Origin of the sequence: Thauera sp. K11 (assembly GCF_002354895.1) — a bacterium.
Classification (GTDB): domain Bacteria; phylum Pseudomonadota; class Gammaproteobacteria; order Burkholderiales; family Rhodocyclaceae; genus Thauera; species Thauera sinica.
On sequence record NZ_CP023439.1, the window covers coordinates 611,063 to 637,785 of the forward strand.

22 protein-coding genes and 3 pseudogenes are annotated in these 26,723 nt (G+C 68.8%); 9 read left to right on the top strand and 16 right to left on the bottom strand.

The features are described 5' to 3' along the window. Positions 1 to 3 precede the first annotated feature (3 nt). Genes CCZ27_RS02830 through CCZ27_RS02845 form a run of 4 tightly spaced genes read right to left on the bottom strand, consistent with a single transcriptional unit; the run spans position 4 to position 4,293 of the window. Positions 4 to 1,200, bottom strand: a complete 1,197-nt coding sequence (locus CCZ27_RS02830) for an FAD-dependent monooxygenase (RefSeq protein ID WP_096445303.1) — start codon at positions 1,198 to 1,200, stop codon at positions 4 to 6. Continuing rightward, positions 1,184 to 2,530 (bottom strand): Xaa-Pro aminopeptidase, encoded by a 1,347-nt coding sequence (pepP, locus tag CCZ27_RS02835; RefSeq protein ID WP_096445306.1) that lies wholly within the window; start codon positions 2,528 to 2,530, stop codon positions 1,184 to 1,186. Before pepP ends, CCZ27_RS02830 begins: the two co-directional genes overlap by 17 nt. A 12-nt stretch (positions 2,531 to 2,542) precedes the next feature. Continuing rightward, the gene (gene murU, locus CCZ27_RS02840) at positions 2,543 to 3,244 is read right to left on the bottom strand and encodes an N-acetylmuramate alpha-1-phosphate uridylyltransferase MurU (protein WP_096452099.1); all 702 of its coding nucleotides are present in this window, start codon (positions 3,242 to 3,244) and stop codon (positions 2,543 to 2,545) included. A gap of 11 nt (positions 3,245 to 3,255) precedes the next feature. Next, positions 3,256 to 4,293, bottom strand: coding sequence for an aminoglycoside phosphotransferase family protein (locus CCZ27_RS02845; RefSeq protein WP_096445308.1), 1,038 nt, complete (start codon positions 4,291 to 4,293; stop codon positions 3,256 to 3,258). Between the two features lie 151 nt (positions 4,294 to 4,444). On the opposite strand from CCZ27_RS02845, the gene CCZ27_RS02850 reads away from it, so the two are divergent. The 4 genes and pseudogenes from CCZ27_RS02850 (at position 4,445) to rsmA (ending at position 10,154) form a co-directional block, all read left to right on the top strand. Continuing rightward, positions 4,445 to 6,934: an LPS-assembly protein LptD gene (locus CCZ27_RS02850; protein ID WP_198363334.1), complete on the top strand. Its 2,490-nt coding sequence runs from the start codon at positions 4,445 to 4,447 to the stop codon at positions 6,932 to 6,934. Positions 6,935 to 6,977: 43 nt separating this feature from the next. Beyond that, positions 6,978 to 8,293: pseudogene (locus CCZ27_RS02855) on the top strand (peptidylprolyl isomerase). An 11-nt stretch (positions 8,294 to 8,304) separates the two neighbouring features. Next, the gene (gene pdxA, locus CCZ27_RS02860) at positions 8,305 to 9,297 is read left to right on the top strand and encodes a 4-hydroxythreonine-4-phosphate dehydrogenase PdxA (RefSeq protein WP_096445310.1); all 993 of its coding nucleotides are present in this window, start codon (positions 8,305 to 8,307) and stop codon (positions 9,295 to 9,297) included. An 8-nt stretch (positions 9,298 to 9,305) separates the two neighbouring features. Further along, positions 9,306 to 10,154, top strand: a complete 849-nt coding sequence (rsmA, locus tag CCZ27_RS02865; RefSeq protein WP_096445312.1) for a 16S rRNA (adenine(1518)-N(6)/adenine(1519)-N(6))-dimethyltransferase RsmA — start codon at positions 9,306 to 9,308, stop codon at positions 10,152 to 10,154. A gap of 60 nt (positions 10,155 to 10,214) precedes the next feature. On the opposite strand, the gene CCZ27_RS02870 is transcribed toward rsmA, so the two are convergent. The 10 genes and pseudogenes from CCZ27_RS02870 to CCZ27_RS02915 form a co-directional block, all read right to left on the bottom strand. Further along, on the bottom strand, positions 10,215 to 10,640 hold the full coding sequence (locus tag CCZ27_RS02870; RefSeq protein WP_096445314.1) for an Hsp20/alpha crystallin family protein: 426 nt from the start codon (positions 10,638 to 10,640) through the stop codon (positions 10,215 to 10,217). Between the two features lie 233 nt (positions 10,641 to 10,873). Beyond that, positions 10,874 to 11,221 (bottom strand): barstar family protein, encoded by a 348-nt coding sequence (locus CCZ27_RS02875; RefSeq protein ID WP_096445316.1) that lies wholly within the window; start codon positions 11,219 to 11,221, stop codon positions 10,874 to 10,876. Further along, on the bottom strand, positions 11,218 to 11,613 hold the full coding sequence (locus CCZ27_RS02880; RefSeq protein WP_096445318.1) for a guanyl-specific ribonuclease: 396 nt from the start codon (positions 11,611 to 11,613) through the stop codon (positions 11,218 to 11,220). Before CCZ27_RS02880 ends, CCZ27_RS02875 begins: the two co-directional genes overlap by 4 nt. A gap of 12 nt (positions 11,614 to 11,625) precedes the next feature. Beyond that, positions 11,626 to 13,272 carry a response regulator gene (locus CCZ27_RS02885; protein ID WP_096445320.1) on the bottom strand — a complete coding sequence of 549 codons (1,647 nt, stop codon included), beginning with the start codon at positions 13,270 to 13,272 and terminating at the stop codon, positions 11,626 to 11,628. 146 nt (positions 13,273 to 13,418) lie between these two features. Further along, positions 13,419 to 15,230 carry an aspartate--tRNA ligase gene (gene aspS, locus CCZ27_RS02890; protein ID WP_096445322.1) on the bottom strand — a complete coding sequence of 604 codons (1,812 nt, stop codon included), beginning with the start codon at positions 15,228 to 15,230 and terminating at the stop codon, positions 13,419 to 13,421. 67 nt (positions 15,231 to 15,297) lie between these two features. Beyond that, positions 15,298 to 15,921: a DUF502 domain-containing protein gene (locus CCZ27_RS02895; protein WP_096445324.1), complete on the bottom strand. Its 624-nt coding sequence runs from the start codon at positions 15,919 to 15,921 to the stop codon at positions 15,298 to 15,300. Between the two features lie 22 nt (positions 15,922 to 15,943). Further along, on the bottom strand, positions 15,944 to 16,213 hold the full coding sequence (locus CCZ27_RS02900; protein ID WP_096445326.1) for an FmdB family zinc ribbon protein: 270 nt from the start codon (positions 16,211 to 16,213) through the stop codon (positions 15,944 to 15,946). Positions 16,214 to 16,708: 495 nt separating this feature from the next. Further along, positions 16,709 to 17,563: a prepilin peptidase gene (locus tag CCZ27_RS02905; protein ID WP_096445328.1), complete on the bottom strand. Its 855-nt coding sequence runs from the start codon at positions 17,561 to 17,563 to the stop codon at positions 16,709 to 16,711. Between the two features lie 73 nt (positions 17,564 to 17,636). Continuing rightward, positions 17,637 to 18,866, bottom strand: coding sequence for a type II secretion system F family protein (locus CCZ27_RS02910; RefSeq protein WP_096445330.1), 1,230 nt, complete (start codon positions 18,864 to 18,866; stop codon positions 17,637 to 17,639). A 22-nt stretch (positions 18,867 to 18,888) separates the two neighbouring features. After that, positions 18,889 to 19,299, bottom strand: a pseudogene (locus CCZ27_RS02915) (GspE/PulE family protein); the annotation flags it as partial. 88 nt (positions 19,300 to 19,387) lie between these two features. Here CCZ27_RS02915 and CCZ27_RS02920 point away from each other — a divergent pair. Next, the gene (locus tag CCZ27_RS02920; protein ID WP_096445332.1) at positions 19,388 to 20,473 is read left to right on the top strand and encodes an IS5 family transposase; all 1,086 of its coding nucleotides are present in this window, start codon (positions 19,388 to 19,390) and stop codon (positions 20,471 to 20,473) included. 215 nt (positions 20,474 to 20,688) lie between these two features. Here the strand turns inward: CCZ27_RS02920 and CCZ27_RS02925 are convergent. Beyond that, positions 20,689 to 21,993 (bottom strand): annotated as a pseudogene (locus tag CCZ27_RS02925) (ATPase, T2SS/T4P/T4SS family); the annotation flags it as partial. 87 nt (positions 21,994 to 22,080) lie between these two features. Beyond that, the gene (locus tag CCZ27_RS02930) at positions 22,081 to 22,908 is read right to left on the bottom strand and encodes a cytochrome C assembly family protein (RefSeq protein ID WP_096445334.1); all 828 of its coding nucleotides are present in this window, start codon (positions 22,906 to 22,908) and stop codon (positions 22,081 to 22,083) included. A 50-nt stretch (positions 22,909 to 22,958) separates the two neighbouring features. On the opposite strand from CCZ27_RS02930, the gene ffh reads away from it, so the two are divergent. The 4 genes from ffh to CCZ27_RS02950 are packed head-to-tail and all read left to right on the top strand — an operon-like array spanning position 22,959 to position 26,623. Beyond that, positions 22,959 to 24,329 (top strand): signal recognition particle protein, encoded by a 1,371-nt coding sequence (ffh, locus tag CCZ27_RS02935; protein ID WP_096445336.1) that lies wholly within the window; start codon positions 22,959 to 22,961, stop codon positions 24,327 to 24,329. Between the two features lie 13 nt (positions 24,330 to 24,342). Then, positions 24,343 to 25,119: an EI24 domain-containing protein gene (locus CCZ27_RS02940; protein ID WP_096445338.1), complete on the top strand. Its 777-nt coding sequence runs from the start codon at positions 24,343 to 24,345 to the stop codon at positions 25,117 to 25,119. After that, a complete protein-coding gene (locus CCZ27_RS02945; RefSeq protein ID WP_096445340.1) occupies positions 25,116 to 25,865 on the top strand; it encodes a competence/damage-inducible protein A in 750 nt (249 codons plus the stop codon). Before CCZ27_RS02940 ends, CCZ27_RS02945 begins: the two co-directional genes overlap by 4 nt. Then, positions 25,847 to 26,623, top strand: a complete 777-nt coding sequence (locus CCZ27_RS02950; protein WP_096445343.1) for a M48 family metallopeptidase — start codon at positions 25,847 to 25,849, stop codon at positions 26,621 to 26,623. The genes CCZ27_RS02945 and CCZ27_RS02950 overlap by 19 nt, the downstream gene beginning before the upstream one ends. The last annotated feature ends 100 nt before the right edge of the window (positions 26,624 to 26,723 follow it).

Genomic DNA, 26,723 nt, shown 5'->3' on the forward strand with positions numbered 1-26,723 from the left:
CGGTCAGGGCCAGGCCCGCGCGCCGAACATCATGCGGCGGGCGATGAAGCCGCGCAGCGGCGGAAGGAGGTCGAGTGCGAGCAGCGCCGCGCCGCGCGCATGGCGCAGCGGCGCGAAATCGTTGCTGAACGTGCGCACCACGGTGTCGGTGAAGCGGATGGTGCCGAAGCGGTCGAGCCCGCGGCTCGCCGCGTAGGCGGCGAGCACCGCCGGGGCGCCGGGGTCGAAACCGCCCTGCATCGTGCTGGCGGCGCCGGGCGGGTGGGCGGCCTGCTTGCGCTGCAGGGTGTCGGCGAGCGCCCACACGTCGCGCAGGGCGAGGTTGAAGCCCTGGCCCGCGACCGGATGCAGCGTCTGCGCGGCATTGCCGAGCCACACGGTGCGCTCGCCGACGGCGGTGCGCCGGTAGCGCAGTACCAGCGGATAGCGCAGGCGCGGGCCGACGCCGGTCAGGCGGGCACGGCCGCCGATGTGGCCCTGCAGGCGGGCGAGATAGGCCGCGTCGTCGAGGGCGAGCAAAGCGTCGGCAGTGTCCGGCCGGGCAACGTGGACCAGCGCGTAGCCGTCGCCGCGGGGCAGCAGCGCGATGGGGCCTTCGCGGGTGAAGCGCTCGAAGGCGGTGCGCCGATGGCCGCCGGCGACCTCGACCTGGGCGATGAGCGCGTGCTGGCGGTAGTCGTGCTCGACCACGTCCGCATCGCCGGCGCGCAGGCCGCCCTCGGCGCAGGCGGCGAGCCGGGCGCGCAAGGTCGACGCGGCGCCGTCCGCCCCGGCGAGGCTGGCGACCACGTCATCGGCGCCGCAGGCGAGGTTCGTCACTTCCGTTGCGTCCAGCACGGGGATGCCGGCGGCGTCGACCGCGACGCGCAGCGCGGCGGCCAGCGCGCCGGCCGGAGCGACGTAGCCCAGCGCCGGCAGGTCGTACTCGGCGGCATCGATCAGCGTGCGCCCCAGCCCGCCCTGCTGCGAGACGTGGATGTGCTCGATGGGGGTCTTCGGGATCGCCTCCCACACGCCCAGGCGCTGCAACGTGAGGCGGCTGCCGTGGGCGAGCGCGAGGTCGCGCGGGTCGGAAGAGACCGCCTCGCGCGGGCGGGCGTCGGCCAGCACGATGTCGAGGCCGCCGTCCCTCAGCGCCAGCGCGAGCGCCAGGCCGACAGGTCCGGCGCCGACGATCAGCAGGTCAGGCACGGTTCGCATCCCGCATCAGCGCTTCGATGTCGGCGATTTCGCGCGGCACGCCGTCGGTCAGGTATTCGCAGCCGTCGGCGGTGACCACGGCGTCGTCCTCGATGCGCACGCCGATGTTCCAGAAGGTCTGCGGCACGTCTGCCGCGGGGCGGATGTAGCAGCCGGGCTCCACCGTCAGCACCATGCCGGCCTCGAGCGGGCGCCAGTCGCCGCCGAGCTTGTATTCGCCGGCGTCGTGCACGTCCATGCCGAGCCAGTGGCCGGTGCGGTGCATGTAGAAGCGGCGGTAGTCGCCCTTTTCCAGCACGTCGTCGAGCTGTCCCTGCAGCAGGCCGAGATCGATCATGCCCTGCGCCAGCACCTTCACCGCCGCCTCGTGCGGTTGGTTCCAGTGCGCGCCGGGGCGGATCTCGGCGCGCGCGGCGTGCTGCGCGTCGAGCACGAGCTGGTAGATGTCGCGCTGCGGGCCGGTGTAGCGGCCGTTGACCGGGAAGCTGCGGGTGATGTCGGAGGCGTAGCCGTCGAGTTCGCAGCCGGCGTCGATCAGCAGCAGGTCGCCATCTTCCATGCGGTGGTCGTTCTCGACGTAGTGCAGCACGCAGGCGTTGGCGCCGCTGGCGACGATGGAGGGGTAGGCGGGGTACTGGCTGCCGGCGGCGCGGAAGGCGTGCAGCAGTTCGGCCTCGATCTCGTATTCGAAGCGCCCCGGGCGCGCCGCGCGCATCGCGCGGCAATGCGCCGCGGCGGAGATCCGGCCGGCGTTCCGCATCGTGGCGAGTTCGCTGGCGTCCTTGATCAGGCGCATCTCGTCGAGGTCGGCGCGCAGGTCGCGCACCGAGTGCGGCGGCGTGACGCCGGTGCGGGCGCTGGCGCGCACCGCGTTGAGGGCGGCCATCACCTTGCCGTCCCATTCGTTGTCGTAGCCCAGCCCGCACCACAGCACCGGCTGGTTGGCGAGAAAGTCCGGCAGCCGGCGCTCGAGGTCGCCGACGCTCCAGGCTTCGTCGAAGCCGAAGAGTTCGCAGGCCGCGTCCGGCCCGTGGCGAAAGCCGTCCCAGATCTCGCGCTCCTCGTCCTTCTGGCGGCAGAACAGGATCTGCTTGGGCTCGGCGCCGGCCACCAGCACGACGACCGCTTCGGGCTCGCGGAATCCGGTGAGGTAGTGGAAGTAGCTGTCGTGCCGGTAGGGGTAGTGCGTGTCGCGGTTGCGCGTGCGCTCCGGCGCGGTGGGCAGGATGGCGACGCCGCCGCCGACCGCGTCCATGCGTGCGAGCAGCCGCTCGCGGCGGGCGCGGAAGGGGGCGATGTCGAGGGTGGGGGCTTCGGTAGGGGCGTTCATGTCCGGATTATGTCACTCGCCGCGGGCGGGGCTTCGTTCAGCTTCGATGCGCAGGCTGCGGTCCAGTTCGGCCAGCCGGGCCGGCGTGCCCACGTCCACCCAGAGGCCGTCGTGCCGGCTGCCGCCGACGCGGCCGGCGGTGGCGGCCTCGCGCAGCAGCGGCGCGAGCCTGGCCTTGCTGCCGGCGGCAAGCCCGGCGAAGAGCGCGGGGTGGTACATGCCGATGCCGGAGAAGGTCAGGCGCGCATCGTGCGCGTCATGCACATCCTCGCCGGGGACGATGCGCCCGCCGCGCAGCAGGAAGTCGCCCGCCGGGTGATGCGCCGGGTTGGGCACCAGCAGCAACTGCGCGAGATCGTCCGTCCGGAGACTGACCGCGGCGAAATCGGCATCGCAGAACACGTCGCCATTGACCACCAGGAAGGGTTCGTCGCCGAGCAACGGCAGGGCCTGGCGGATGCCGCCGGCCGTCTCCAGCGCCTCGCGCTCGGGCGACCAGTCGATGCGCACGCCGTAGCGGCGGCCGTCGCCGAGCGCGGCTTCGAGCAGATGGCCGAGGTGGGCGTGGTTGATGACCAGCTCGGTGAAGCCGGCCTCGCGCAGCCGCTCGACGTGCCACACGATCAGCGGCTTGCCGCCTGCCTCGAGCAGCGGTTTCGGCGTGTGGTCGGTGAGCGGGCGCATGCGTTCGCCGCGGCCCGCGGCCAGGATCATCGCCTTCATCGTCAGAAGGTGTAGCCGGCCTGCACCTCTTCCGGCTCGAGCCGGTCGAGCAGCTTCAGCAGCGGGCCGAGGTCGCGGTAGCGCTTGCAGGCGCGGCGCAGGTAGTCCATCACCAGCGGCATGTCGGCCAGGTAGCCGTCCTTGCCGTCGCGGTGATACAGCCGCGCGAAGATGCCCAGCACCTTGAGGTGGCGCTGCACGCCCATCCATTCGTAGTCGCGGTGGAAATCGGCGAAGTCCCCGCGCACCGGCAGGCCGAGCTTTCTCGCCGCCTCCCAGTAGCGCACCAGCAGGTCGAGAACGAATTCCTCGTCCCAGCGGATGTAGGCATCCTTGAACAGCGAGACGAGATCGTAGGTGATGGGGCCATATACCGCGTCCTGGAAGTCGATCACGCCCGGGTTGGCGCCGCGCCCGGCGGCGGGGTCGATCAGCATCAGGTTGCGGGAGTGGAAGTCGCGATGCACGAAGACGCGGGGCTCGGCGAGGTTGGCCGCGAGGATGCGCTCGAAGCTGGCCTGCAGCATCGCGTTCTCGGCGGCGCTCAGTTCGACGCCCTTGTGGCGCGCGACGTACCACTCCGGGAACAGCATCATCTCGCGCAGCAGCAGCGCGCGGTCGTACTCGGGCAGTTCCCCCGGCCGGCTCGCGGCCTGGATCGCCGCCAGCGTGCCGAGCGCGTCGGCATAGAGATGGGCGGCGCGCTGCGGGTCGTGCGGCGTGCCTTCCTCCTTCAGCGCAGCGAGGTAGGTGGTCGAGCCGAGGTCGGACAGCAGCAGGAAACCGTGTCCGGTATCGTGCGCCAGCACGTCGGGCACGTGCGCGCCGGCCTTGCGGAACAGGTCGGCGACGTGCAGCCAGGGGCGGCAATCCTCGTGCGACGGCGGCGCGTCCATGACGATCCGCGACGGGGCGCCGTCGTCGAAGCTGACGCGGAAGTAGCGGCGAAAGCTCGCGTCGGCCGAGGCGGGCGCGAGCCGGCAGGTGCGGCCGGGCATGACATCGGCCAGCCAGGCGTGCAGTTGTTCGAGGCGGTGCAAACGGGTTCTCCGCAGGCGTTCGTGTACAATCCGCAAGTTTATCAATACGGTCGTTCCGGTGGGCGGCCTGCCACCGTGAATGTCGGGGAGCACTGTGTCTGAGAAGGGTTTGAACACCAGGCTGCGCGCCATACCGTTGCTGTTGTGCTGGATGTCCGGCGCCGCCATCGCGGCGGACATGCCGGCCCTCGTGGTGTCGCCGGACCTCGTGCGCGGCGGTGCGCCGGCGCGCGCGGCCAGGCCGCCGGCGAGTCCGGCGCCGGAGCGGGTGGAGCCCGCCGCGAGCGCGGCCGACGGTGGCGGGGCTGCCGCCGGTGCCGGCGCGAATGGCCGGCGCGCCGCGGCTGCCCGGGCGGCGGAACAGGCGCCGCAGCGGCAGGAGCCCCCTCCGTCGGCGAAGCCCGCTCCGGCCGCGGCCGTTCCCGCAGGCGCGGGCACGGATGCCGCCCGCGCGCAGCCGACCGAAGCGGTTGCGCGCGGCGCCACCGCGGTCACGGCGCTGCGCCTGCGCGGCACGCGTACCGTGGAGCTGGTGGCGGAGGGCGATGCCGAGCTGCAGCGCGACGACGTGCTGCTCACCGCCGACACCGTCACCTACCGCGAGGTGACCGACCAGGCCATCGCCGACGGCAACGTCAAGCTGCGGCAGGGCACCTCGGTGGTGACCGGTCCGCATGCGGAACTCGTCGTCGGCGACCAGGTGGGCACCTTCGATTCGCCCAGCTACTCGATGACCCGCACCCGCCCGCCGCTGGAGCCGGGCGATCCGCCGCGCGAGGTCTCGGGCAGCGGCCAGGCGGACGTGATGAGCCTGGAAGGCGAGAACCACTACCGGCTGCAGAACGCCACCTGGAGCACCTGCCAGGCGCGGGACCCCGACTGGTACATCAAGGCGCGCGATCTCGAACTCGACTACGACCGCGAGGTCGGCAGCGCGCGGGGCGCGTCGGTGGTGTTCATGGACACGCCGATCTTCTGGATGCCGTGGGCGGAGTTTCCGCTGGTCGGCCGGCGCCAGTCCGGCTTCCTGCCACCGACCTTCGGCGTGTCGACCAAGACGGGCGTCGACATCTCGGCGCCCTACTACTGGAACATCGCGCCCAACTACGATGCGACGATCGCGCCGCGCTTCATGTCGAAGCGCGGCGTGCAGATCGCCGGCGAGTTCCGCTACATGGGCGACAGCTATCGCGGCGAGAGCCGCGTCGAGTGGCTGCCGGAAGACAAGATGCTGGGCAAGGAGCGCGCGTTGGGCTCGCTGCAGCACCAGCAGTGGCTGACGCCCACGCTGTATGGCGCCCTGGACCTCAACGCGGTGTCCGACGACCGCTACTTCGAGGACCTGTCGTCCCGCGTGGCGATGGCATCGAGGGTGAACCTGCTGCGCCAGGGCCAGCTCGTCTATACCGGCGGCGGATGGTGGACGGCCTCGGCATTGATGCAGAGCTACCAGACCCTGAGCCCCGACCCCGAGGTCAGGAACGGCTCCCCCTACCGGCGGCTGCCCCAGCTCATGCTCAATGCGTTCCGCCCCGACCTCGCCGGCGGCCTGACCTTCGCCCTCGACAGCGAGTACGTGCGCTTCGAGGGGCCGCAGGACTACCAGCCCGACGGCACGCGGGTGATGGCCTATCCCCAGTTGTCGCTGCCGATCCGCGGTGCGGCCTACTTCCTGACGCCCAAGATCGGCATCCACTACACCAGCTACGATCTCCAGCGCCCGCAGGAGGTGCCGGGCGAACGCGATTCGATCACCCGGACGCTGCCGATCTTCTCCATCGACAGCGGCCTGATCTTCGAGCGCGACGCGAACTTCTTCGGCACGAATTTCACCCAGACGCTCGAACCGCGCCTCTACTACCTCAACGTGCCGTATCGCCGCCAGGCCGACATCCCGCTGTTCGACACCAGCCGCTACGACTTCGGTTTCGCGCAGATCTTCTCCGAGAACCGCTACACCGGCGGCGACCGCATCGGCGACGCGAACGACCTCACCGCCGCGGTCACCACGCGCCTGATCGATCCGGCGACCGGCGCCGAGCGCATCCGCGCGCTCGTTGGCCAGCGCTACTACTTCGAGGACCAGCGGGTGACGGCGGGCGAGGAGCCGCGTACCAGCCGGCGCGCCGACATCCTCGGCGGCCTGAGCGGGCGGCTGACGCGCAATACCTCGATCGAATCGCTGCTGCAGTACAACCCGAACGACAGCCAGACCGAGCGTTTCAATGTCGCGCTGCGCTACCAGCCCGAGTTCGGCAAGGCGCTGAACGCGAGCTACCGCTACGCGCGCAACCTGCGCAGCACGGACGGCACCGTCGGCCTGCGCGACGTCGACCTGTCGGGCCAGTGGCCGCTGTGGGGCAACTGGTATGGCGTCGGCCGGGTGACGCATTCGCTCAAGGAGGATCGCGTCACCGAAGCCGTCGGCGGGCTCGAATACGATGGCGGCTGCTGGGTGTTCCGCGCCGCGATGCACCGCTACGCGCTCGACAGCAACGAATCCAACAAGGCTTTCTTCGTCCAGCTCGAACTCAATGACCTCGCCAGCATCGGCTCCAGCCCGCTCAACCTGATCAAGCGCAGCGTGCCGGGCTATGGCAAGATCAACGACCCCACTGCCGACCGCGTCTTCGGCAACTGACCGGGCAGACCGCGTATGCCGCCCCGAAACCCATCCAGCAAACATGAACCGACTCTTCTCACGTAGCCGCCTCGTCCTCGCCATCGGCCTTTCCTGCGCAGTGCTCGCCTCGCCGGCCGGCGCCGCAACGCGCCCGGTGGACGTCGATCGCATCGTCGCCGTGGTCAACAACGAGGTGATCACCCAGCAGGAACTGCGTTCGCGCATCGACCAGACCGTGCGCCAGTTGAAGCGGCAGAACGTGGAACTGCCGCCCGACGACGTGCTCGAGCGCCAGTTGCTGGAGCGACTGATCGTCGAGCGCGCCCAGTTGCAACTGGCCCGCGAGACCTCGCTGCGCGTCGACGACGCCACGCTCGAGCGCGCCATCGCGCGCATCGCCGAGAGCAACAAGCTCGGCATCGACCAGTTGCGCGCGGCGCTGGAGAGGGACGGCGTGTCGTGGAACCAGTTCCGCGGCCAGATCCGTACCGAGATCCTGCTGACGCGCCTGCGCGAACGCGAGGTGGACAACAAGATCGTCGTCACCGATGCCGAGGTCGACAACTTCCTCGCCAGCAATCCGGACGCCTTCAGCAACCAGGAATACCTGCTGTCGCACATCCTGATCGGCGCGCCCGAGCGCCCCACGCCGGAGCAGATCGAGCGCCTGCGCGGCCGCGCGGAGGCGGTGATGGCCCGGCTGCGCGGGGCGAGGATTTCGGCCGTGTCGCCGCGGAGGCGTCGGATGCGCCTGATGCCATCAACGGCGGCAGCCTCGGCTGGCGCAGGCTGGACCGCGTGCCCGCCCTGTTCGCGGATGCGGCGCGCGACCTGAAGCCGGGCGAGACTTCGCAGCCGATGCGCAGCGCGGCCGGCATCCACATCGTCAAGCTGATGGACCGCCGCGGCGGCGACGTGGCGGCCGCGCAGACGCTGGAGCAGACGCGCGCGCGCCACATCCTGATCAAGACCTCCGAGGTGCTGTCCGATGCCGAAGCCGAAGCCCGGCTGCAGGGCCTGCGCGAGCGCATCGTGAACGGCGCCGATTTCGGCGAACTGGCCAAGGCGAGTTCGGCCGACCTTTCCGCCGCGAAGGGCGGCGACCTGGGCTGGGTGAACCCGGGCGACACCGTGCCGGAATTCGAGCGCGCGATGAACGCGCTGAAGCCGGGCGAAGTCAGCCCGCCGGTGCATTCGCCGTTCGGCTGGCATCTGATCCAGGTGCTGGAGCGCCGCATGCAGGACGTCACCGACGAGCGCAAGCGCAGTTTCGCGCGCGCGGCGCTGCGCGAGCGCAAGGCCGAGCAAGCCTACGAGGACTGGGTACGCCAGTTGCGCGACAGCACCTACGTCGACAACCGCCTGGGCCGCGAGTGAGTCCAGTCGCCATGCCGCCGCGGCTGGCGATCACCAGCGGCGAACCCGCCGGCGTCGGTCCGGAACTGTGCGCCCGCCTGGTGGAGCGGTCCTGGCCGGCGCGCCTGGTCGTGCTCGGCGACATCGACCTGATCCGGGAGCGCGCGGCGCAGGCCGGCCGGCCCGTCGCCGTGCGGCCCTACGAGCCGGCGGGGAGGGCGGAGTCGGGCGTCCTCGAAGTCCTGCATCTTCCGCTGGCGGTGCCCGCGCGCGTCGGCGTGCCCGATCCGGCCAACGCGTGCCACGTGCTCGGCCTGCTCGACCGCGCGCTGGCCGGCTGCGTCGGCGGCGAGTTCGCCGGCATGGTCACGGCGCCGGTGCACAAGGGCGTCATCTGCGATGCCGGCGTGCCGTTTTCGGGCCACACCGAATATCTCGCCGAACGCACCGGCACCCCGCGCGTGGTGATGATGCTGGTGGGCGGCGGCCTGCGCGTCGCGCTCGTCACCACCCACCTGCCGCTGTCCGCGGTTCCGGCGGCGATCACGCAGGATGCGGTGGAGCGGACGCTGCGGATCCTGCACGGCGATCTCGCTACCCGCTTCGGGCTCGCCGCGCCGCGCATCCTGGTCGCCGGCCTGAATCCGCACGCCGGCGAGGGTGGGCACCTGGGCCGCGAGGAGATCGAAGTCATCGCTCCGGTACTCGAGCGCCTGCGCGCGGAGGGCATGCGCCTCGCCGGCCCGCTGCCCGCCGACACCCTGTTCGTGCCGCACACGCTGTCGCAGGGGGATGCGGTGCTGGCGATGTATCACGACCAGGGCCTGCCGGTGCTCAAGCACGCCAGCTTCGGCGGCGGCGTGAACGTGACGCTCGGCCTGCCGGTCATCCGCACCTCGGTCGACCACGGTACCGCTTTCGATCTCGCAGGAACGGGTCGCGCCGACCCCGGCAGCCTGTATGCGGCGGTCGATGTCGCGTTGGCGATGATCGCGGCGGTGCGCAACGGCGCCGCCGCGGCCTGAAGGCGGGCATGCGGGACCACGAAACCGGAGGCCATCGCGCGCGCAAGCGCTTCGGCCAGAACTTCCTGTCTGACCCGAACATCATCCGGCGCATCATCGACGCCATCCGGCCGCAGCCGGGAGACGTAATGGTCGAGATCGGCCCCGGCCTCGGAGCGATGACCGCGCCGCTGATCGAGCGCCTCGGCCATCTGCACGTCGTCGAGATCGACCGCGACCTGATCGCGCGCCTGCGCGAAACCTGGACGCCCGACAGGATCACGATCCACGAGGGCGATGCGCTGAAGTTCGACTTCGGCAGCCTCGCGGACGGCCCGCCCGGCGGAGAGGGGCGCAGGCTGCGCATCGTCGGCAACCTGCCCTACAACATTTCGACGCCCATCCTGTTCCACCTCGCCGAGTTCGCCGCCGGCGTGAAGGACATGACCTTCATGCTGCAGAAGGAGGTGGTGATGCGCATGGTGGCGGAGCCCGGCACCGAGGAGTACGGGCGCCTGTCGGTGATGCTGCAGTACCGCTTTCGCATGGGGCGCCTGTTCGACGTGCCGCCGGGCGCCTTCCGGCCGGCGCCCAAGGTGATGTCCAGCATCGTGCGCATGGTGCCGCTGCCGGCGGAGCAGCTCGGCGCCACCGACGAGGATCTCTTCGGCCGCATCGTCACCGCCGCCTTCGGCCAGCGCCGCAAGACCTTGAAGAACACGCTGCGCGAGTTCATGGACGACGTGGATTTCGTCGCCGTGGGGCTGGACTCCGGCCTGCGCGGCGAGCGCCTGTCGATGGCCGATTTCGTCGCCATCGCAAACCATTGCGCGGTGCGGCACCGCCCGGCCGCGCTGCCGGTGCGTCCCGACGCGTGAAAAAGCCCGCCCGTCACGGCGACGGGCGGGCTGCAGCGCGAATCGCGGCGGGGAACCGCCTCAGTCGATCGTCAGGCGCTTCGCCTGGGCTTCGGCCTTCTTGGGCAGCGTCAGGGCCAGCACGCCGTCGGCGAACCTCGCCGTGGCTTTTGCCTCGTCGACGTCCTGGCCGAGCTGGAAGCTGCGCGACACCTTGCCGAAGTAGCGCTCGGTGCGCAGCACGCGCTCGCCTTCCTTCACTTCCTTCTCCTGCTTGCGCTCGGCGCTGATCGAGATCACCGGGCCGTCGATGTGGACGTGGATGTCTTCCTTCTTCATCCCGGGCAGTTCGGCATGGACTTCGTAGCTCTCGGCGGTTTCCTTCACGTCCACACGCATCTGCGGCGCTTCGGCGGAAAGACCGGTGCCTGCACCGAAATCGACCGGCCGCACGAAAAAGCCGCGGAAGAAATCATCGAGGGGGTCACGACGGATGATGTTGCTCATGTCTTGCTCTCCTTTGTTCGGAATGGCGCCGGTCGTCCGGCTTCACCACGAATATAGGCGCGGAACCCGTGTTTTCAAGGGCCGCGCCGCCGGCCCTTGATCTGGCGCAGGGAGTCGGGCGATGTGCCCCGGGCATGCGCGGAGACGGAGTCGGCCGGGCCGTTCTCCGCGGTGAGCGCGGAGCCGCGCCAGGCGTAGGGGTTCCCGCGGGACGGCCGCGGGCGGGTTGCGGGCTACCCGCGCGTGCCGTCCATATCGACGACGTCGAAACCGATGCCCTGATCCGTCCAGAAGGCCGCGGCGCCGGCGAGGATCTCCAGCAGCGTGCCCGCGGCGTCCGGGGCCGCGCTGCGCAGGTCGCCGAAATGCCGCAGTTCGAGCACATAGGCCGGCGCCGGCAGCCACGAGAGATCCGTCAGGCAGTCGGCCAGCGCATCCCAGTTGTGTCCGAACCAGTCCGGAAAGCGCATGGCGGAGGCGATGCGGGCCAGCAGGTCGGCCTTCGTGCGGCAACCGGCAAGCTCGATGGCGATGACGGCGGCACCGGGCGTCGCCGCGGGGGCGGGGTGGGGCGTATTCATGGCTGCGGCTCGATGCGGCGGAAGCTGCGGTAGTGATCCTGCGTGTAGTAATACACCTCGGGCGGGTCGCCGCCGCTGACGATGCGGCGCGCTCCCCGGTCGTGCGAGCCGGGCGTGGGCACCGTGTATTCGCGGTAGTAGCCGCGCGGCATGGCGGGCAGCAGGCGCTCGCGGTTCTGGAACACGCTGCCGTCCTTGCGGTAGGGGAAGGGGCCGCCGCGCCGGATCTGGGCGAGCGTGTCGAGTGCCTCGGGCGGCAGGCCGTGCCGCGCCGACTGGCCGGCGCGTGCGGACGGCCCGGCGCCGGCATCGGATGCGGCGGGCCCGCAGCCGGCGGTGCCGCCGAGCAGGAAGAGAAGCCCCAGCAGGCGGACGAGGAAGGTGCGGATCATGGCGGGCGGCGGTCAGAAGGGGCGGGGGCGCGCCATGACGCGCCCCGGGCGGATGCCGTAGCGCTTGATCTGCTGGTGCATGAACTCGGTCAGCGCCGCAAGCCTCGGGCTGGCGGGCGAGAGCTTGCGCGCACGGTCGATCAGCCCGCGCGCCTGCGCCGCAAGGGCGTCGTTCCAGCCGCGGTGTTCGATGTGGCGCATCAGCGCGAGCGCGGCGTTGAACAGTACCTGCGGGTTGCCGGGCATCTTGCGCGCGGCATTCATCATTTCGGCGACGGCGCCGTCGAAGTCTCCCGCGCGCGCCTTCTCTGCGCCCACGGTGATGAGGGATTTCACCTCTTCCTGCACGCGGGCCTCGATCTGCCGCGACAGCGACTCCAGGCCGCGGGCCTTCAGCAGTTCGCGCGTGCTTTCGATGGAGCGCTCGTCGGCCGCGGTGCGCAGGATGTCGACCACCAGTTCGCTGCCCTCGTCGCCCATCTGATGGTCGAAGCATGCCTTCACCAGTTCCTGGCGCAGGCCCACCGACAACTGGGCGCCGCGGCGGCTCGCCCGCGACGCCGCCTGCAGCGCGTCCCGCGCACGCTGCAGGTCACCCGCGCGGGCATTGAGCATGGCGGTGCACAGGGCCTTGCACAACTCGCCCTTGGGCTGCCTGCCCAGGTAGCGATCGAGGTCGGAGATGCTGGTCGCGGCCTGGTCGAGCTTCATCTGGGCGAGCTGGGCCTGCACCAGGCGGACGTGATCCTCGGGGTCCGCGAAATCGGAATACTTGCCCTTGCGCACGACTTCGGCGAAGGCCGTCTCGGCGGCGGCGGGGTCGCCCACCGTCAGCGACAGTTCGCCCAGGTGCCGCAGCCGCTTCAGGCGGTACGGCGAACGTTCGGTGGCGGAGCGCAGCATGTCGCGTGCCGCCGCGGTACGGCCGGTTTCTTCGCGCAGCCGGGTCAGCAGGTCGTAGGCTTCGATGAAGCGCTCGTTCGCGGCCACGAGGCGGGCGAGGATGTCTTCCGCCTCGCCGTGGCGCTTGCGCAGCATCAGCGTGCGGGCGAGGCCGAGTTCCGCCCATGGGATCGGCTTGAGTTCGAGGATCTGCCGGTACAGGGTTTCCGCCTGGTCGAACTGCCCGATGGACTGGTGCAGTTCCGCCTGCAGCCGCATGAAGTCGATCTGGTACGGCGGATGGCGGTCGTGCGCCTCGCGGCACAGGGCGATCGCCCCCAGCGTGTCGCCGATGCCGATGGCCTGCCAGGCGGGCAGGAAGGCGTCGCGCTTGTCGAACGCACGCTGCAGGCGGACGCGCAGCGTCTCGGCGGTGAGCGGCTTGAGGATGTAGTCGTTGGGTGCCAGCTCGCAGGTGCTGACGACGCGTTCGTAGTTCATCTCGCCGCTGATCATCACGAACAGCGTGTCGAGGGGGATGATCTCGTGCTGGCGCAGGTCTTCCAGCAGATGCTGGCCATCCTGCCCGTCGCCGAGGTGGTATTCGCACAGGATCAGGTCGTAGCGCCGCTCGCGCAGCCGCCGCATGGCGATGTTCGCGGAGGGGGCGAACTGCGCGCCCTCCAGGCCGATCGAGGCCAGCATCGTGCGCAACTGGGTGCGCATGGTGGGCTGGCTTTCGACGACGAGGACGTTGAGCGGATCGGGAACGGGCATGGGCGCGGAGGCGTAGGCTTCATGCGGCGGTAAGGCCGATGACAAGATTACGGCATGTATGCCGCTTGCTGAAGCGCCGGATGTGCGGGCGAAAAAAAGCGGATGCCTTCGCATCCGCCTTTCGCGATCATTGCTCTCCCGCCGCTTCAGGCCCTGCCGACCTCGACCTGGGTCTCGACCTTCTGCCGCAGGCGGATGTGCAGTTCGCGCAACTGCTTCTCGTCGACCTCGCCCGGCGCGTCGGTCAGCAGGCACTGGGCGCGCTGCGTCTTCGGGAAGGCGATCACGTCGCGGATGGATTCGGCGCCGGTCATCATCGTCACGATCCGGTCCAGGCCGAAGGCCAGGCCGCCGTGCGGCGGGGCGCCGTACTTCAGCGCGTCGAGCAGGAAGCCGAACTTCTGCTGCTGTTCCTCGGGGCCGATGTCGAGCGCATCGAACACCTTTGCCTGCACGTCGGCGCGGTGGATGCGCACCGAGCCGCCGCCGATCTCCCAGCCGTTGAGCGCGAGGTCGTAGGCCTTGGCCAGGCATTCGCCGGGGCTGGTCTCGAGCAGTTCGATGTGTTCGTCCTTCGGGCTGGTGAAGGGGTGGTGGCAGGCGACCCAGCGCTTGTCGTCCTCGTCGTACTCGAACATCGGGAAATCGACCACCCACAGCGGGCGCCAGGCTTCGCCGGTGAGGCAGCCCAACTGAGAGCCCTTCTCGTGGCCGATCTTGAGGCGCAGCGCGCCCATCGCGTCGTTGACGATCTTGGTCTTGTCGGCGCCGAAGAAGATCAGGTCGCCCGACTGCGCGCCGGTTCGCTCGAGGATGGTGCGCAGGGCGGTCTCGTGCAGGTTCTTGACGATGGGCGACTGCAGGCCCTGCTCGTTGGGCTGGGTGGCGTCGTTGACCTTGATGTAGGCGAGGCCCTTGGCGCCGTAGATGCCGACGAACTTCGTGTATTCGTCGATCTCGCCGCGGGTCAGGCTGTTGCCGCCGGGCACGCGCATCGCGGCGACGCGGCCGCCCGTGGTGGCGGGGCCGCTGAACACCTTGAAGGCGACGTCCTGCACCGTGTCGGTGACGTCGGTGAGTTCCAGCGTGACGCGCAGGTCCGGCTTGTCCGAGCCGTAGCGGCGCATGGCCTCGGCGTAGGTCATGCGCGGGAAGGGGGAGGGCAGTTCGACCGCCAGCGCTTCCTTGAAGACGTAGCGGATCATCTCCTCCACCAGGGCGGTGATCTCGGATTCGTTCATGAACGAGGTTTCGAGGTCGACCTGGGTGAATTCGGGCTGGCGGTCGGCGCGCAGGTCCTCGTCGCGGAAGCACTTGACGATCTGGTAGTAGCGGTCGAAGCCGGCCACCATCAGCAACTGCTTGAACAATTGCGGCGACTGCGGCAGGGCGAAGAACTGGCCCGGATGCACGCGAGAGGGCACGAGGTAGTCGCGCGCGCCTTCCGGCGTGCTCTTGGTGAGCATCGGCGTCTCGACGTCGACGAAGCCGGCGGTGTCGAGGAAGCGGCGGAAGGCCATCGTGACCTTGTAGCGCAGCATCAGGTTCTTCTGCATCTGCGGGCGGCGCAGGTCGATGACGCGGTTGGTCAGGCGCACGGTCTCGGACAGGTTCTCGTCGTCGACCTGGAACGGCGGCGTGGCGGCGGCGTTCAGCACCTCGATGTCGTGGCACAGGATCTCGATCTCGCCCGAGGTGAGGCCGGCGTTCTCGGTGCCGGCCGGACGGCGGCGGACCTTGCCGCTCAGCTTCAGCACGAACTCGCTGCGTACCGACTCGGCGATCCTGAAGGTCTCGACGCGGTCCGGGTCGCACACCACCTGCACCAGGCCCTCGCGGTCGCGCAGGTCGATGAAGATGACGCCGCCGTGATCGCGGCGGCGATGGACCCAGCCGCAGAGGGTGACGATCTGGTCGAGGTCGGCGGCGGTGACTTTGCCGCAGTAGTGAGTTCGCATGGTTTGGGCTTGTGACGGTTCGTATTGGGGCGCCGGCGGCGGCGCGCCGGAAAGGTGGTGCTCGGTTTCAGTCTAGGAGCGCGGGTACCGGCGCCGGCTTGCGCAGCGGCGGTGCGACGACGCCCATCGAGATGATGTACTTCAGCGCCTCGTCGACGCTCATGTCGAGCTCGATGACGTCCTTCTTGGGCATCATCAGGAAGAAGCCCGACGTCGGGTTCGGCGTGGTGGGGACATACACGCTGACGAATTCGCCCGGCAGGTGGTTCGCCGCGTCCCCGCCCGGCTTGCCGGTGAGGAAGGCGATGGTCCACGAGCCCTCGCGCGGGTACTGCACCAGCAATGCCTTGCGGAAAGCCTGGCCGCTGCTGGAGAACAGCGTGTCGGAGACCTGCTTGACGCTGTAGTAGATCGACTTCACCACCGGGATGCGCGACAGCATCGCTTCCCAGATCTGCACCAGCTTCTGGCCGAGCACGTTGGCGGCGACGAGGCCGGTGGAGAAGACGATGAGCACGCTCATCACCACCCCGAGGCCGGGAATGTTGAAACCGAAGATCTCGCGTGGATGCAGGTCGCGGGGCAGCAGCAGGATGATCTGGTCGAGCGTGCCCACGATCCAGGCGAGCACCATGAAGGTGATCGCCAGCGGAATCCAGATCAGCAGGCCGGTGATGAGGTATTTCTTCACTTGGGGATCTTCGCAGGGCGGGTCAGTGGCAGGCGCAGCCGCTGCCGCAACTGGGCGCCGGCGTGCCGTTGCCGCCACTGTCACTGCCGGAGGCGGGCTTGGCGCTGCTTCCGCCCTTGAAGTCGGTGGCGTACCAGCCGGTGCCCTTGAGCTGGAAGCCGGCGGCGGACAGCAGCTTGGTGTAGTTTTCCTTGCCGCAGGACGGGCAGGTGGTGAGCGGCGCATCGCTCATCTTCTGCATGTGTTCCTTCTGGAATCCACAGGCGTCGCAGCGATATTCGTAAATGGGCATGGCAAGCTCCCGGAAGGCAAGTCTGCAAGTCTAACGCAATGCAGCATAAGGAAAAAGCGGACTCCGGCCAATGCCGGTACCGACGCCGAGATGAGGGCGGAGGCCGTGTTTTTCAATCCTCCGCATGCAGGCCGTGCCGCCGCCATGGCTGTCCGTTGTGCGGCGCCGCAGGACGGGGAATGGAAGGCGCGCCTGCCCAGGGGCGCAAATTGCGCGGAATCCGGTCTGGGGCCGGGGATGCGTTCCGTCGGGCTGCGGAACCCGCCCTCGCTGTGCTCGGTGCTCGGATAGTCCTCGCCCGCTCTGCGCGTCTCCCGAATCCGGTCTGGAGCCGGGGATGCGTTCCGTTGGCTGCGGAACTCGCCCTCGCTGCGCTCGGTGCTCGGACAGTCCTCGCCCACTTCACGCATCCCCGGCTTCAGACCTGCCGTGTCGCGGATTTCGGCGCCTGGAACGACGTCGTCCAATGGCCCCGCCGCTACCCCGGCGGTGGGTTCAGAACGCGCCGCCGAGGTAGCGGCGGGTGATCGCCTCGCCCCAGAACAGCGCGATGATCCCGGCCACCGCCAGGTAGGGGCCGAAGGGGATGGGTGTGTCGCGGCCGTGGCGGCCGAAGAGGATCAGCCCGATGCCCACGGCCGCCCCGACCAGCGAGGACAGCAGGATGGTGAGCGGCAGCGTCTGCCAGCCCAGCCAGGCGCCGATGGCGGCGAGCAGCTTGAAGTCGCCGTAGCCCATGCCCTCCTTGCCGGTGACGAGCTTGAACAGCCAGTAGATCGACCACAGCGCGAGATAGCCCGCCATGGCGCCGAGCACCGCGCTGCCCAGGCTCGTGTAGGTGGCGCCGAGGTTGAGTGCCAGCCCCAGCCACAGCAGGGGCTGGGTCAGGTCGTCGGGCAGCAACTGGGTGTCGAGGTCGATGAAGGCGAGCGCGATCATCGCCCACAGGAACAGCAGCGCGCCGAGCGCGGCGAGGCCGAAGCCGAAGTGCCAGGCGGCATAGCCCGACACGGCGGCGGTCAGCAGTTCGACCACCGGGTAGCGCTTGCCGATCGGCGCGCCGCAATGGCTGCAGCGGCCGCGCAGCACGACGTAGCTGACGACCGGGATGTTCTCCAGCGCGGTGATCAGGTGTCCGCAGTGCGGGCAGCGTGAGCGCGGCACGGCGAGGTTGAAGCGCTCGGCCTGCGGCGGCGGCTCGCCGCGCAGTTCGGCGGCCTGGGCATGCCAGTCGCGCTCCATCATGCGGGGCAGGCGATGGATCACGACGTTGAGGAAGCTGCCCACGAAGAGGCCGATCAGCGACGCGAAGGGGACGAAGGCGGCGGGGTCGCGCAGGAGTTCGAGCATCGGGGCCAGGGCAGGTCGAAGGGCCGCCGCCGCGAGCGCGGGCGGACGGCCGTTGGGCGGGGAGGGGGCGGCGTCAGACCACCGCGCCGAGCTTGAAGATCGGCAGGTACATGGCGACCACCAGGCCACCGATGACGGTGCCCAGGAAGACCATGATCAGCGGTTCGAGCAGTTGCGACAGCCCGGCCACCGCATCGTCGACCTCCTGCTCGAAGAAATCGGCGACCTTGCCCAGCATCGAGTCGAGCTGGCCGGATTCCTCGCCGATCGACACCATCTGCACCACCATGCTGGGGAACACGCGGGCATTCTGCATGGCCACGGTGAGGCTGCTGCCGGTGCTCACCTCGCTCTGGATCTCCCGTGTCGCGGTGACATAGACGTGGTTGCCGGAGGCGCCGCCCACCGAATCGAGTGCCTCGACCAGCGGCACGCCGGCCGCGAACATCGTGGACAGCGTGCGCGTCCAGCGCGCGACCGTGGCCTTGCGCACGATGTCGCCCACTACCGGCAGCTTGAGGATCAGGCGGTCCACCGCGACCTGCACCGACGGCGAGCGCCTGTACGTGAATATGATGCCGCCGATGGCGGCGACGATGATGCCCAGCAGCACGTACCAGTACTCGACGAAGAAATCCGACATCCCGATCACGATCAGCGTGGGGCCCGGGAGGTCGGCGCCGAAGCTGCTGAAGACGTTCTTGAACTCGGGGATCACGAACAGCATCATCACCGATATCACCAGCGCGGCCACCACCACGACCGCCGCCGGATAGAACAGGGCCGACTTGATCTTGCCCTTGATCGCGATGATCTTTTCCTTGTAGGTGGCGAGGCGGTCGAGCAGGTTGTCGAGGATGCCGGCCTGCTCGCCCGCGGCGACGAGGTTCACGAACAGGCGGTCGAATTGCACCGGATGCTTGGCGAATGCCTGCGACAGGCTGGACCCGGTCTCGACGTCGTTGCGGATCTCGTTGAGCAGGCGCGACAGCGCCGGGTTGCCCGAACCCTTGATGCCGATGTCGAAGGCTTGCAGCAGCGGCACGCCGGATTTCATCATCGTCGCGAGCTGGCGGGTGAACAGGGCGATGTCCCTCTCGCCGATGCGCCCGCCGCGCGACAGCGCCTGCTTCTTGACCTTGGTGACGAGGATGCCCTGCCGGCGCAGCGTTGCCTGCACGACCTTGTCGCCGGTCGCGCGCATCTCGCCGCGTATCACCTTGCCGCTCTTGTCCTTGCCTTCCCAGTTGTACAGGTCTTCCTTGGGCGCGATGGCACGCGCCGCGCGGCTAGCTGTGGCCATGTGTTGGGGTTCCCGTGTCGCCTTATTCGTTGGTGGTGGCCAGCACTTCTTCGAGGGAGGTCACGCCCTGCCTGACCTTGAGCAGGCCGGACTGGCGCAGGTCGCGCACGCCTTCGCGCTGGGCCTGGGCCGCGATGTCCATGGAGTTGCCGTTGGTCATGATGATGTGCGCAATGTCCTCGGTGATCGGCATCACCTGGTAGATGCCCACCCGTCCCTTGTAGCCGGTGCCCTTGCAGCGGTCGCAGCCGACCGGCCCCTGCGGCTGCCATGTTCCGTCGAGATCCGCCTCGGTGAAGCCGGCTTCCAGCAGGGCCTCGATGGGGAGGTCCACCGGCTTCTTGCACGAGCATAGGCGGCGCGCCAGGCGCTGGGCCGTGATCAGGATCACCGACGATGCGATATTGAACGGCGCGACGCCCATATTCTTTAGCAGGATGTTGATTTAATTGACCTTCCTGCATCCGTGCGGACTCTACGGCTGATATAATTACGTTCGCATTACGACACCAATTATTCCCATGCGCGGCACCGACCACAAACAGCACGCCCTGTTCAGCTACGTCAATATCGAAGACCGAATTGCCCTGGATCATCCGTTGCGTCGGATCAAGACGCTGGCGGATTTGGTTTTGCGCACGATGTCGCCGACTTTCGATTCGCTTTATGCCGAAGGCGGTCGTCCCTCGATTGCCCCGGAGCGGTTGCTGCGCGCATCGCTCTTGCAATGCCTGTTCTCGATTCGCTCGGAGCGCGCTCTGGTCGAGCATATCGACTTCAACATGATGTATCGCTGGTTCGTGGGCCTGACGCTGGACGAGGCGGTGTGGGATCACTCGACGTTCTCGGCCAATCGCGAGCGGCTGCTCAAGGAGAGCGTGATGCGCGAATTCTTCGGTGGCGTGGTGGCGATTGCCGAGTGGGCCGATTTGATCTCGGACGAGCACTTCAGCGTCGACGGTTCGCTGCTGCGGGCGTGGGCCTCGCACAAGAGCCTGGCCGCACGCGATGGCTCGGACGTGCCGCCCGGACCGGATCAGGGACGCAACCCCGAGGTCGATTTCCGGGGCAAGAAGCGCTCGAACGCGACGCACGTCTCGCGCACCGACCCGGAGGCCTTGCTCGCCAGCAAGGGCGGCGCAGGCGCCTACCTGAGCTTCACGACCCATGCGCTGGCAGAGAACCGGAACGGGCTGATCGTCGATGTACAGACCACGCAGGCCACGGGCACCGCCGAGCGCGACGCCGCGCTGGTGATGGTCAAGCGCACCGTGAAGCCGGCCGACTCGATGCGCAAGCCGACGTTGGCGGCCGACCGGGGTTACGACACGGCCGAGTTCATCGCTGCCCTCACGCCGCTGGGCGTGCTGCCACACGTTGCCGCCAAGACCAAGGGCAGCGCCGTGCCGGTGGCGGTCAAGGCCACTGAAGGCTATGCGGTCAGCCTGCGTCGTCGAAAGATGATCGAAGAGGCGTTTGGCTGGGCCAAGGACATCGGCACGCTGCGCCGTCTGATGGCACGCGGCCTGGAAACGATTCGCGCGCATGCGCTGCTCAATTTCGCCGCCTACAACCTGACCCGGCTGGGTAATTTGCTGGCGCCGTAATCCGATGGCGCCATCGCGCCATTTGCATTGCGGCATTTGATTGTTGAATACGTTGGCTTTGCAGCGACGGGAGCGCTGCCGAATTGCAGTTGCACAATCGGCTGAAAAAGCGGCTGGAATCGTCATCAGGGCGGCTCGGGTCGGATCTTTTCCGCGTCGATTTTTTCCCAGGCAACTGGAAACCGAAGGTGACGGTGAGATTTTCAACACCCTGTTAGCCGTTCCAGCGTGGTCGGTGCGTCGTTGGTGTGCAGGGTGGACAGCACGAGGTGGCCGGTCTGCGCCGCCTTGATCGAGATCTCGGCGGTTTCGATGTCGCGGATCTCGCCCACCATGATGACGTCCGGGTCCTGGCGCAGGAAGGCGCGCAGCGCGGCGGAGAAGGTCAGTCCCGCCTTCTCGTTGACGTTGACCTGGTTGATGCCCGGCAGGTTGATTTCGGCCGGGTCCTCGGCGGTGGAGATGTTGACGCCCGCCCTGTTGAGCAGGTTGAGGCAGGTATAGAGCGACACGGTCTTGCCCGAGCCGGTCGGCCCGGTCACCAGGATCATGCCGTAGGGGCGCTCGACCGCGGCGAGCAGCGCCTGCTTCTGGTCCGGCTCGTAGCCCAGCGCGTCGATGCCCAGCATGGCCGAACTCGGGTCCAGGATACGCATCACGATCTTCTCGCCGTGCAGCGTGGGCAGCGTGGACACGCGGAAGTCGATCGCCTTGTTCTTGGACAGAACCAGCTTCATGCGCCCGTCCTGGGGGACGCGGCGCTCGGAGATGTCCAGGCGCGAGATCACCTTGATGCGCGCGGCGATCTTCTCCTTCAGCACCAGCGGCGGCTGGGCGATCTCGCGCAGGATGCCGTCGGTGCGCACGCGGATGCGATAGAACTTCTCGTACGGCTCGAAGTGGACGTCGGACGCCCCTTCGTTGATGGCATCGATGAGCACCTTCTGGATGAAGCGCACGACCGGCGCATCGTCGACTTCGCTGGCCTCCGCCTCCGATTCCTCGTTCGACCCTTCCTGCTGCAGCAGGTCCATGTCGAACTCGTCGCCGGTCATCTCCTTGAGCGTCTGCTGGGCGGACTCGAGCATCGCCTCGATCAGGCGCGAGAGCTTGTCGGCCTCGACGATCACGAGGTCGAGCTGCAGGCCGGTCTGGAAGCGGATCTCGTCGAGCGCCCGCATGTTGGACGGGTCGGCGACGGCCAGGGTGACGCGGTTCTGGCGCTTGGTGAGGCCCACGACCTGGTGCTTGGACATCAGCTTGCGGTCGACGACGTCGCGCGGAAGCATCGACTTGTCGACGGCGCCGATGTCGAACAGCGGATAGCCGAAGGTCTCGGCGGCGAAGCGCGCAACGTCGCGCATGCCGAGCAGGCCGCGGCCGGCAAGCTCGAGCAGGAAGGCGTTGGCACTCTCCGACTTGCCCTGGGAGCAGGCGACGGCGTCGGCCTCGGAGAGGCGTCCATGCTGGATGAGGGCCCTGGCGAGTCCGCTCAGGGCGACATTGGCGGTTGCGGCCATTTCCCTTTATCGACTGGCTGATGCCCGATGGTGCATGGCGCGTCGGGGCTTGTAAATATCGTGCATGCCGCGGCTGCGTGCGAAACGTCAGCTCGTGCGATGCAATACGACTTCGATCACGAAACGGCTGCCGACGTAGGCCAGCATGAGCGCGGCGAAGCCGGCCAGCGTCCAGCGCAGGGCGAGCCGTCCGCGCCAGCCGCGCAGCCGGCGGCCAAGCAGCAGCCCGCCGAACAGCAGCCAGGAGACGAAGGCGAAGACCGTCTTGTGATCGACGGTGAAGGCGCGTCCGAACAGCGACTCCGAGAACAGTACGCCGGTGGCGAGCGTCAGCGTCAGCAGCACGAAGGCGATGCCGATCAGGCGGAACAGCAGCGCCTCCATCGTCAGCAAGGGGGGCAGGCTGCCCAGCATGCGGCTGAAGCGGGCGCTGTGCAATTGCCTGCTCGCCACCGACATCAGCAGCGCGTGCAGGGCGGCCAGCGTGAACAGGCTGTAGGCCAGCATGGCGATGATGAAGTGCGCGCGGAAGGCGGGCGACGCCGCATTGGCCAGCACGTGCTCGCCTGGAAACCACAGCGGCAGCAGGCTGGCGGCCACGCCCGCCGGCATGGCGACGGCATGCAGTCCGTCGAGCCGGGTGTAGAGCGCCTCCACCCAGTAGAAGCAGATCGCCAGCCAGACCATCAGCGAAATGGCGACCCCGAAGCCGAAGCGCATCTGCTCGCCGGGAAACAGGTCCGTCTGCAGGGCCGCGCCATGCGCGACGACGGCGACCAGCAGCGTGATCCGTTCGGTCGTCGATACGCACGGGCGTGCCAGCGGGTTGCCTTCCTTGCGGCAGTTGTGCCAGAACTTGATGCCCAGGGCCGCATAAAGCGAGGCGGGAATCAGATGAAGTAGAATCGTGCGCATGGTTGGTTGAAGTTTACTCCAAGTCACTCCGCTCCAAGGTTTCCGCGAACATGCTCGACAATCTCACCCAGCGCCTGTCCAAAGTCGTCAAGACCTTGCGTGGCCAGGCGCGCCTGACCGAAGAGAACATCCAGGAGGCGATGCGCGAAGTGCGCCTGGCGCTGCTGGAGGCCGACGTCGCGCTGCCGGTGGTGAAGGAGTTCGTCGCCCGCGTGAAGGAGAAGGCGGTCGGCCAGGAGGTGATCGGCTCGCTGACGCCGGGCCAGGCGCTGGTGGGTGTCGTGCATGACGAACTCAAGGCCCTGATGGGCGGCGCCCACGAAGGCTTGAACCTGGCCACCCAGCCACCCGCGGTGGTGCTGATGGCCGGCCTGCAGGGCGCCGGCAAGACCACCACCACCGGCAAGCTCGCCAAGCTGCTGCACGAGCAGCAGAAGAAGAAAGTGCTGGTGGTATCGACCGACGTCTATCGTCCGGCCGCCATCGAGCAGTTGAAGACGGTCGCGGCCCAGGCCGGCGTCGGCTTCTTTCCGTCCTCGCCCGAACAGCGCCCGGTCGACATCGCGCTCGCCGCGGTCGACCATGCGCGCAAGCACCACATCGACGTGCTGCTCGTCGATACCGCCGGCCGGCTGGCGATCGACGAGGCGATGATGGCCGAGATCCAGGCGCTGCATGCCGCGGTGAAGCCGATCGAGACGCTGTTCGTGGTCGACGCCATGCTCGGCCAGGACGCGGTCAATACTGCGCGCGCGTTCAACGACGCGCTGCCGCTCACCGGCATCGTGCTGACCAAGCTCGACGGCGATGCGCGCGGCGGCGCGGCGCTGTCGGTGCGCCACGTCACCGGCAAGCCGCTGAAGTTCGCCGGCGTGGGCGAGAAACTGTCCGGCCTCGAGCCTTTCCATCCCGACCGCATGGCGAGCCGCATCCTCGGCATGGGCGACATCCTCGGCCTGGTCGAGGAGGCCCGCCGCGGCGTCGACGAGGAAAAGGCGCGCGATTTCGCGCAGAAGCTCAAGAGCGGCAAGGGCTTCGATCTCAACGACTTCAAGGAGCAGATCGGCCAGATGCGCAAGATGGGCGGCTTGTCATCGATGATGGACAAGCTGCCTGCGCAATTCGCGCAAGCGGCGGGCAAGCTGCAGGGCGGCGTGGAGGAGAAGGCCATCGGCCGCATCGAGGGCATCATCAACTCCATGACTCCGCTCGAGCGCGCCAAGCCCGAGATCCTGAAGGCGAGCCGCAAGCGCCGCATCGCCGCCGGTGCGGGGGTGACGGTGCAGGAGGTCAATCGCCTGCTGAACCAGTTCGAGCAGACGCAGAAGGTCATGAAGCAGTTCTCCAAGGGCGGCATGCAGAAGATGATGCGCGCGATGAAGGGCATGCTGCCCGGCGGCCTGCCCGGCCTGCCGCGCTGACGGAGGCGATTCCTTGAAGGAGATCCTCGTCGCCTTCGGCCGCGCCTTCCGCAGCCTGTGGCGCCGCGACATCTTCTGGCACCTCGTGTGGCCAGGGCTCGTCGCCGTCGTATTGTGGATCACCATCGCCGTCCTGCAGTGGGAACCGATGGTCGCCACGCTGTTCGCCTGGGTGCAGGCGGTACCGCTGGTCGGCGAATGGCTGACCACGGGCGAGGCGGTGGCGGCCATCGTGCTGGTGCTGCTCAAGATCGGGCTGGCGCTCGTCTTCGTGCCGTTGATCTACGTGACGGCGGCCGTGCTGGTGGCGGTGATCGCGCTGCCGCTGATGCTCGAGCGCGTGGGGCGGCGCGACTATGCCGATCTCGAGCAGCGGCGCGGCGGCTCGAACGCCGGCAGCGCGTTCAATGCCGTCGCCGCCACACTGATGTTCGGTGCGGCGCTGCTGGTGTCGCTGCCTTTCTGGCTGATCCCCGGCGTCGGGCTCATCGTGCCGGTGCTGCTGACCGGCTGGCTGAACCAGCGCGCCTTCGGCTACGACGCGCTGATGCTGCACGCCGATGCCGACGAACTGCGCCGCCTGCGGGCCGAGCAGCGCCTGCCGATGCTGGCGCTGGGCGGAGCATGTGCGCTGCTGGCCTACGTGCCGGTGCTCAACCTGATCGCGCCCGCGTATTCCGGCCTGGCCTTCGTGCATTTCATGCTGGAGGCGTTGCGGCGCGAGCGCGTCCGCAACGGCGTCACGCTGCTCGACGCCGCTCCCAAATCACTGCCTCGGACGGACGCATGAACTTCGGTGCCCTGATCATCGGCGACGAGATCCTCTCCGGCCGCCGCAGCGACAAACACCTGGCCAAGGTCATCGAACTGCTGGGCGCGCGCGGCCTCAAGCTGTCGTGGGCGCGCTATGCGGGCGACGACGGCGAACGCCTGGCCGGGACGCTGAAGCAGACCTTCGCCACCGGCGACGTCGTGCTGTGCTTCGGCGGCATCGGCGCGACGCCGGACGACCGCACGCGGCAGTCGGCCGCGGCGGCGCTCGGCGTGGAACTGGCGCTGCATCCGCAGGCGGAGGCCGAGATCCGTGCCCGCTTCGGTGCCGATGTCACTCCCGAACGCCTGCAGATGGGCGTGTTCCCGGTGGGCAGCGAGATCATCCCCAATCCGTTCAACCGCATTCCGGGCTTTTCGATCCGGCAGCACTATTTCGCGCCGGGCTTCCCGGTGATGGCCTGGCCGATGATGGAGTGGGTGCTCGACACGCACTACCCGCACCTCTTCCACGCCGAGGACTATGTCGAGGCGGCCGTCACCGTCTGGGATGCGTACGAAGGACAGCTCATTTCGCTGATGCAGGAGATCACGCTCGCCTTTCCCGGCGCAACCCTGTTCAGCCTGCCGACGATTGCCGCCGAGGGCGAGCGGCGCTCGCTCGAACTGGGCATGAAGGGGCCGGCGGCGGACGTGGCCGACGCGATGGCCCGCATCCGCGCCGCATTGTTGGAACGCGGCCTCGAATGGGAAGACAGGGCCTGAGCACGCACGCGGGTGCCCCGGCGGCGTCGGAGGTGCCGCACGCGGTGGATATCGGCGGCACGCGGGTGGCGCTCACGCTGCGGCGCTCGGCACGGCGTTCGTTCGCGCTGCAGGTGGATCACCGCGGCGCCCGGGTGGCGGTGCCTTTCCGCGCCACGCTGGCCGACGTCGATCGATTCGTGCGCGACCATGGCCAATGGCTGCTCGACCGGCTGCGCATGCGCGCGGCGGCCGCGCCGCCCGTCTTCAGGGTGGAGGAGGGGGCGATCCTTCCGCTGCTCGGCCGTCCGCTGCGATTGCGCTTTGAGAGCGGGCGCCGCGCACGCTGGTGCAGCGGCCAGGACGGCGTTGACGAACTCCTGCTGCCTGCCGCCGCCGACCCGCGGCGCGCGCTGCTGCGCACCCTGCAGGCGCGCGCGCTGGACTGGCATCGCAACCGCGTCGAAGAGTATTGCCTGCGCCTGGGCCTGCCGGTGCCTGCCGTGCGTCTGTCCGGCGCGCGCACGCGCTGGGGAAGCTGCAGCAGTGCAAGCGGCATCCGTCTGCACTGGCGCCTGATCCACCTGCCGCCTGCGCTGATCGACTACGTCGTGGCGCACGAGGTGGCCCATCTCGTCGAGATGAATCATTCCCCGCGCTTCTGGGCGGTGGTCGAACGCATCTATCCCGATTGGCGACGTGCCCGCCTGGCGCTGCGTGCGGCGTCGTCCCGCCTGCCGGTCATCGGTGATGCGGAGGCGGCGGACATGGGGGCGTGATCCCGCCTGCACATGCGCGGCGCATCGGATGCCGCGGTCGGCCCGGCCGTTCGGCGGCGTGATCGCGGGAGCGAGCCGTCGGCGGCTACTGCAACTTCCG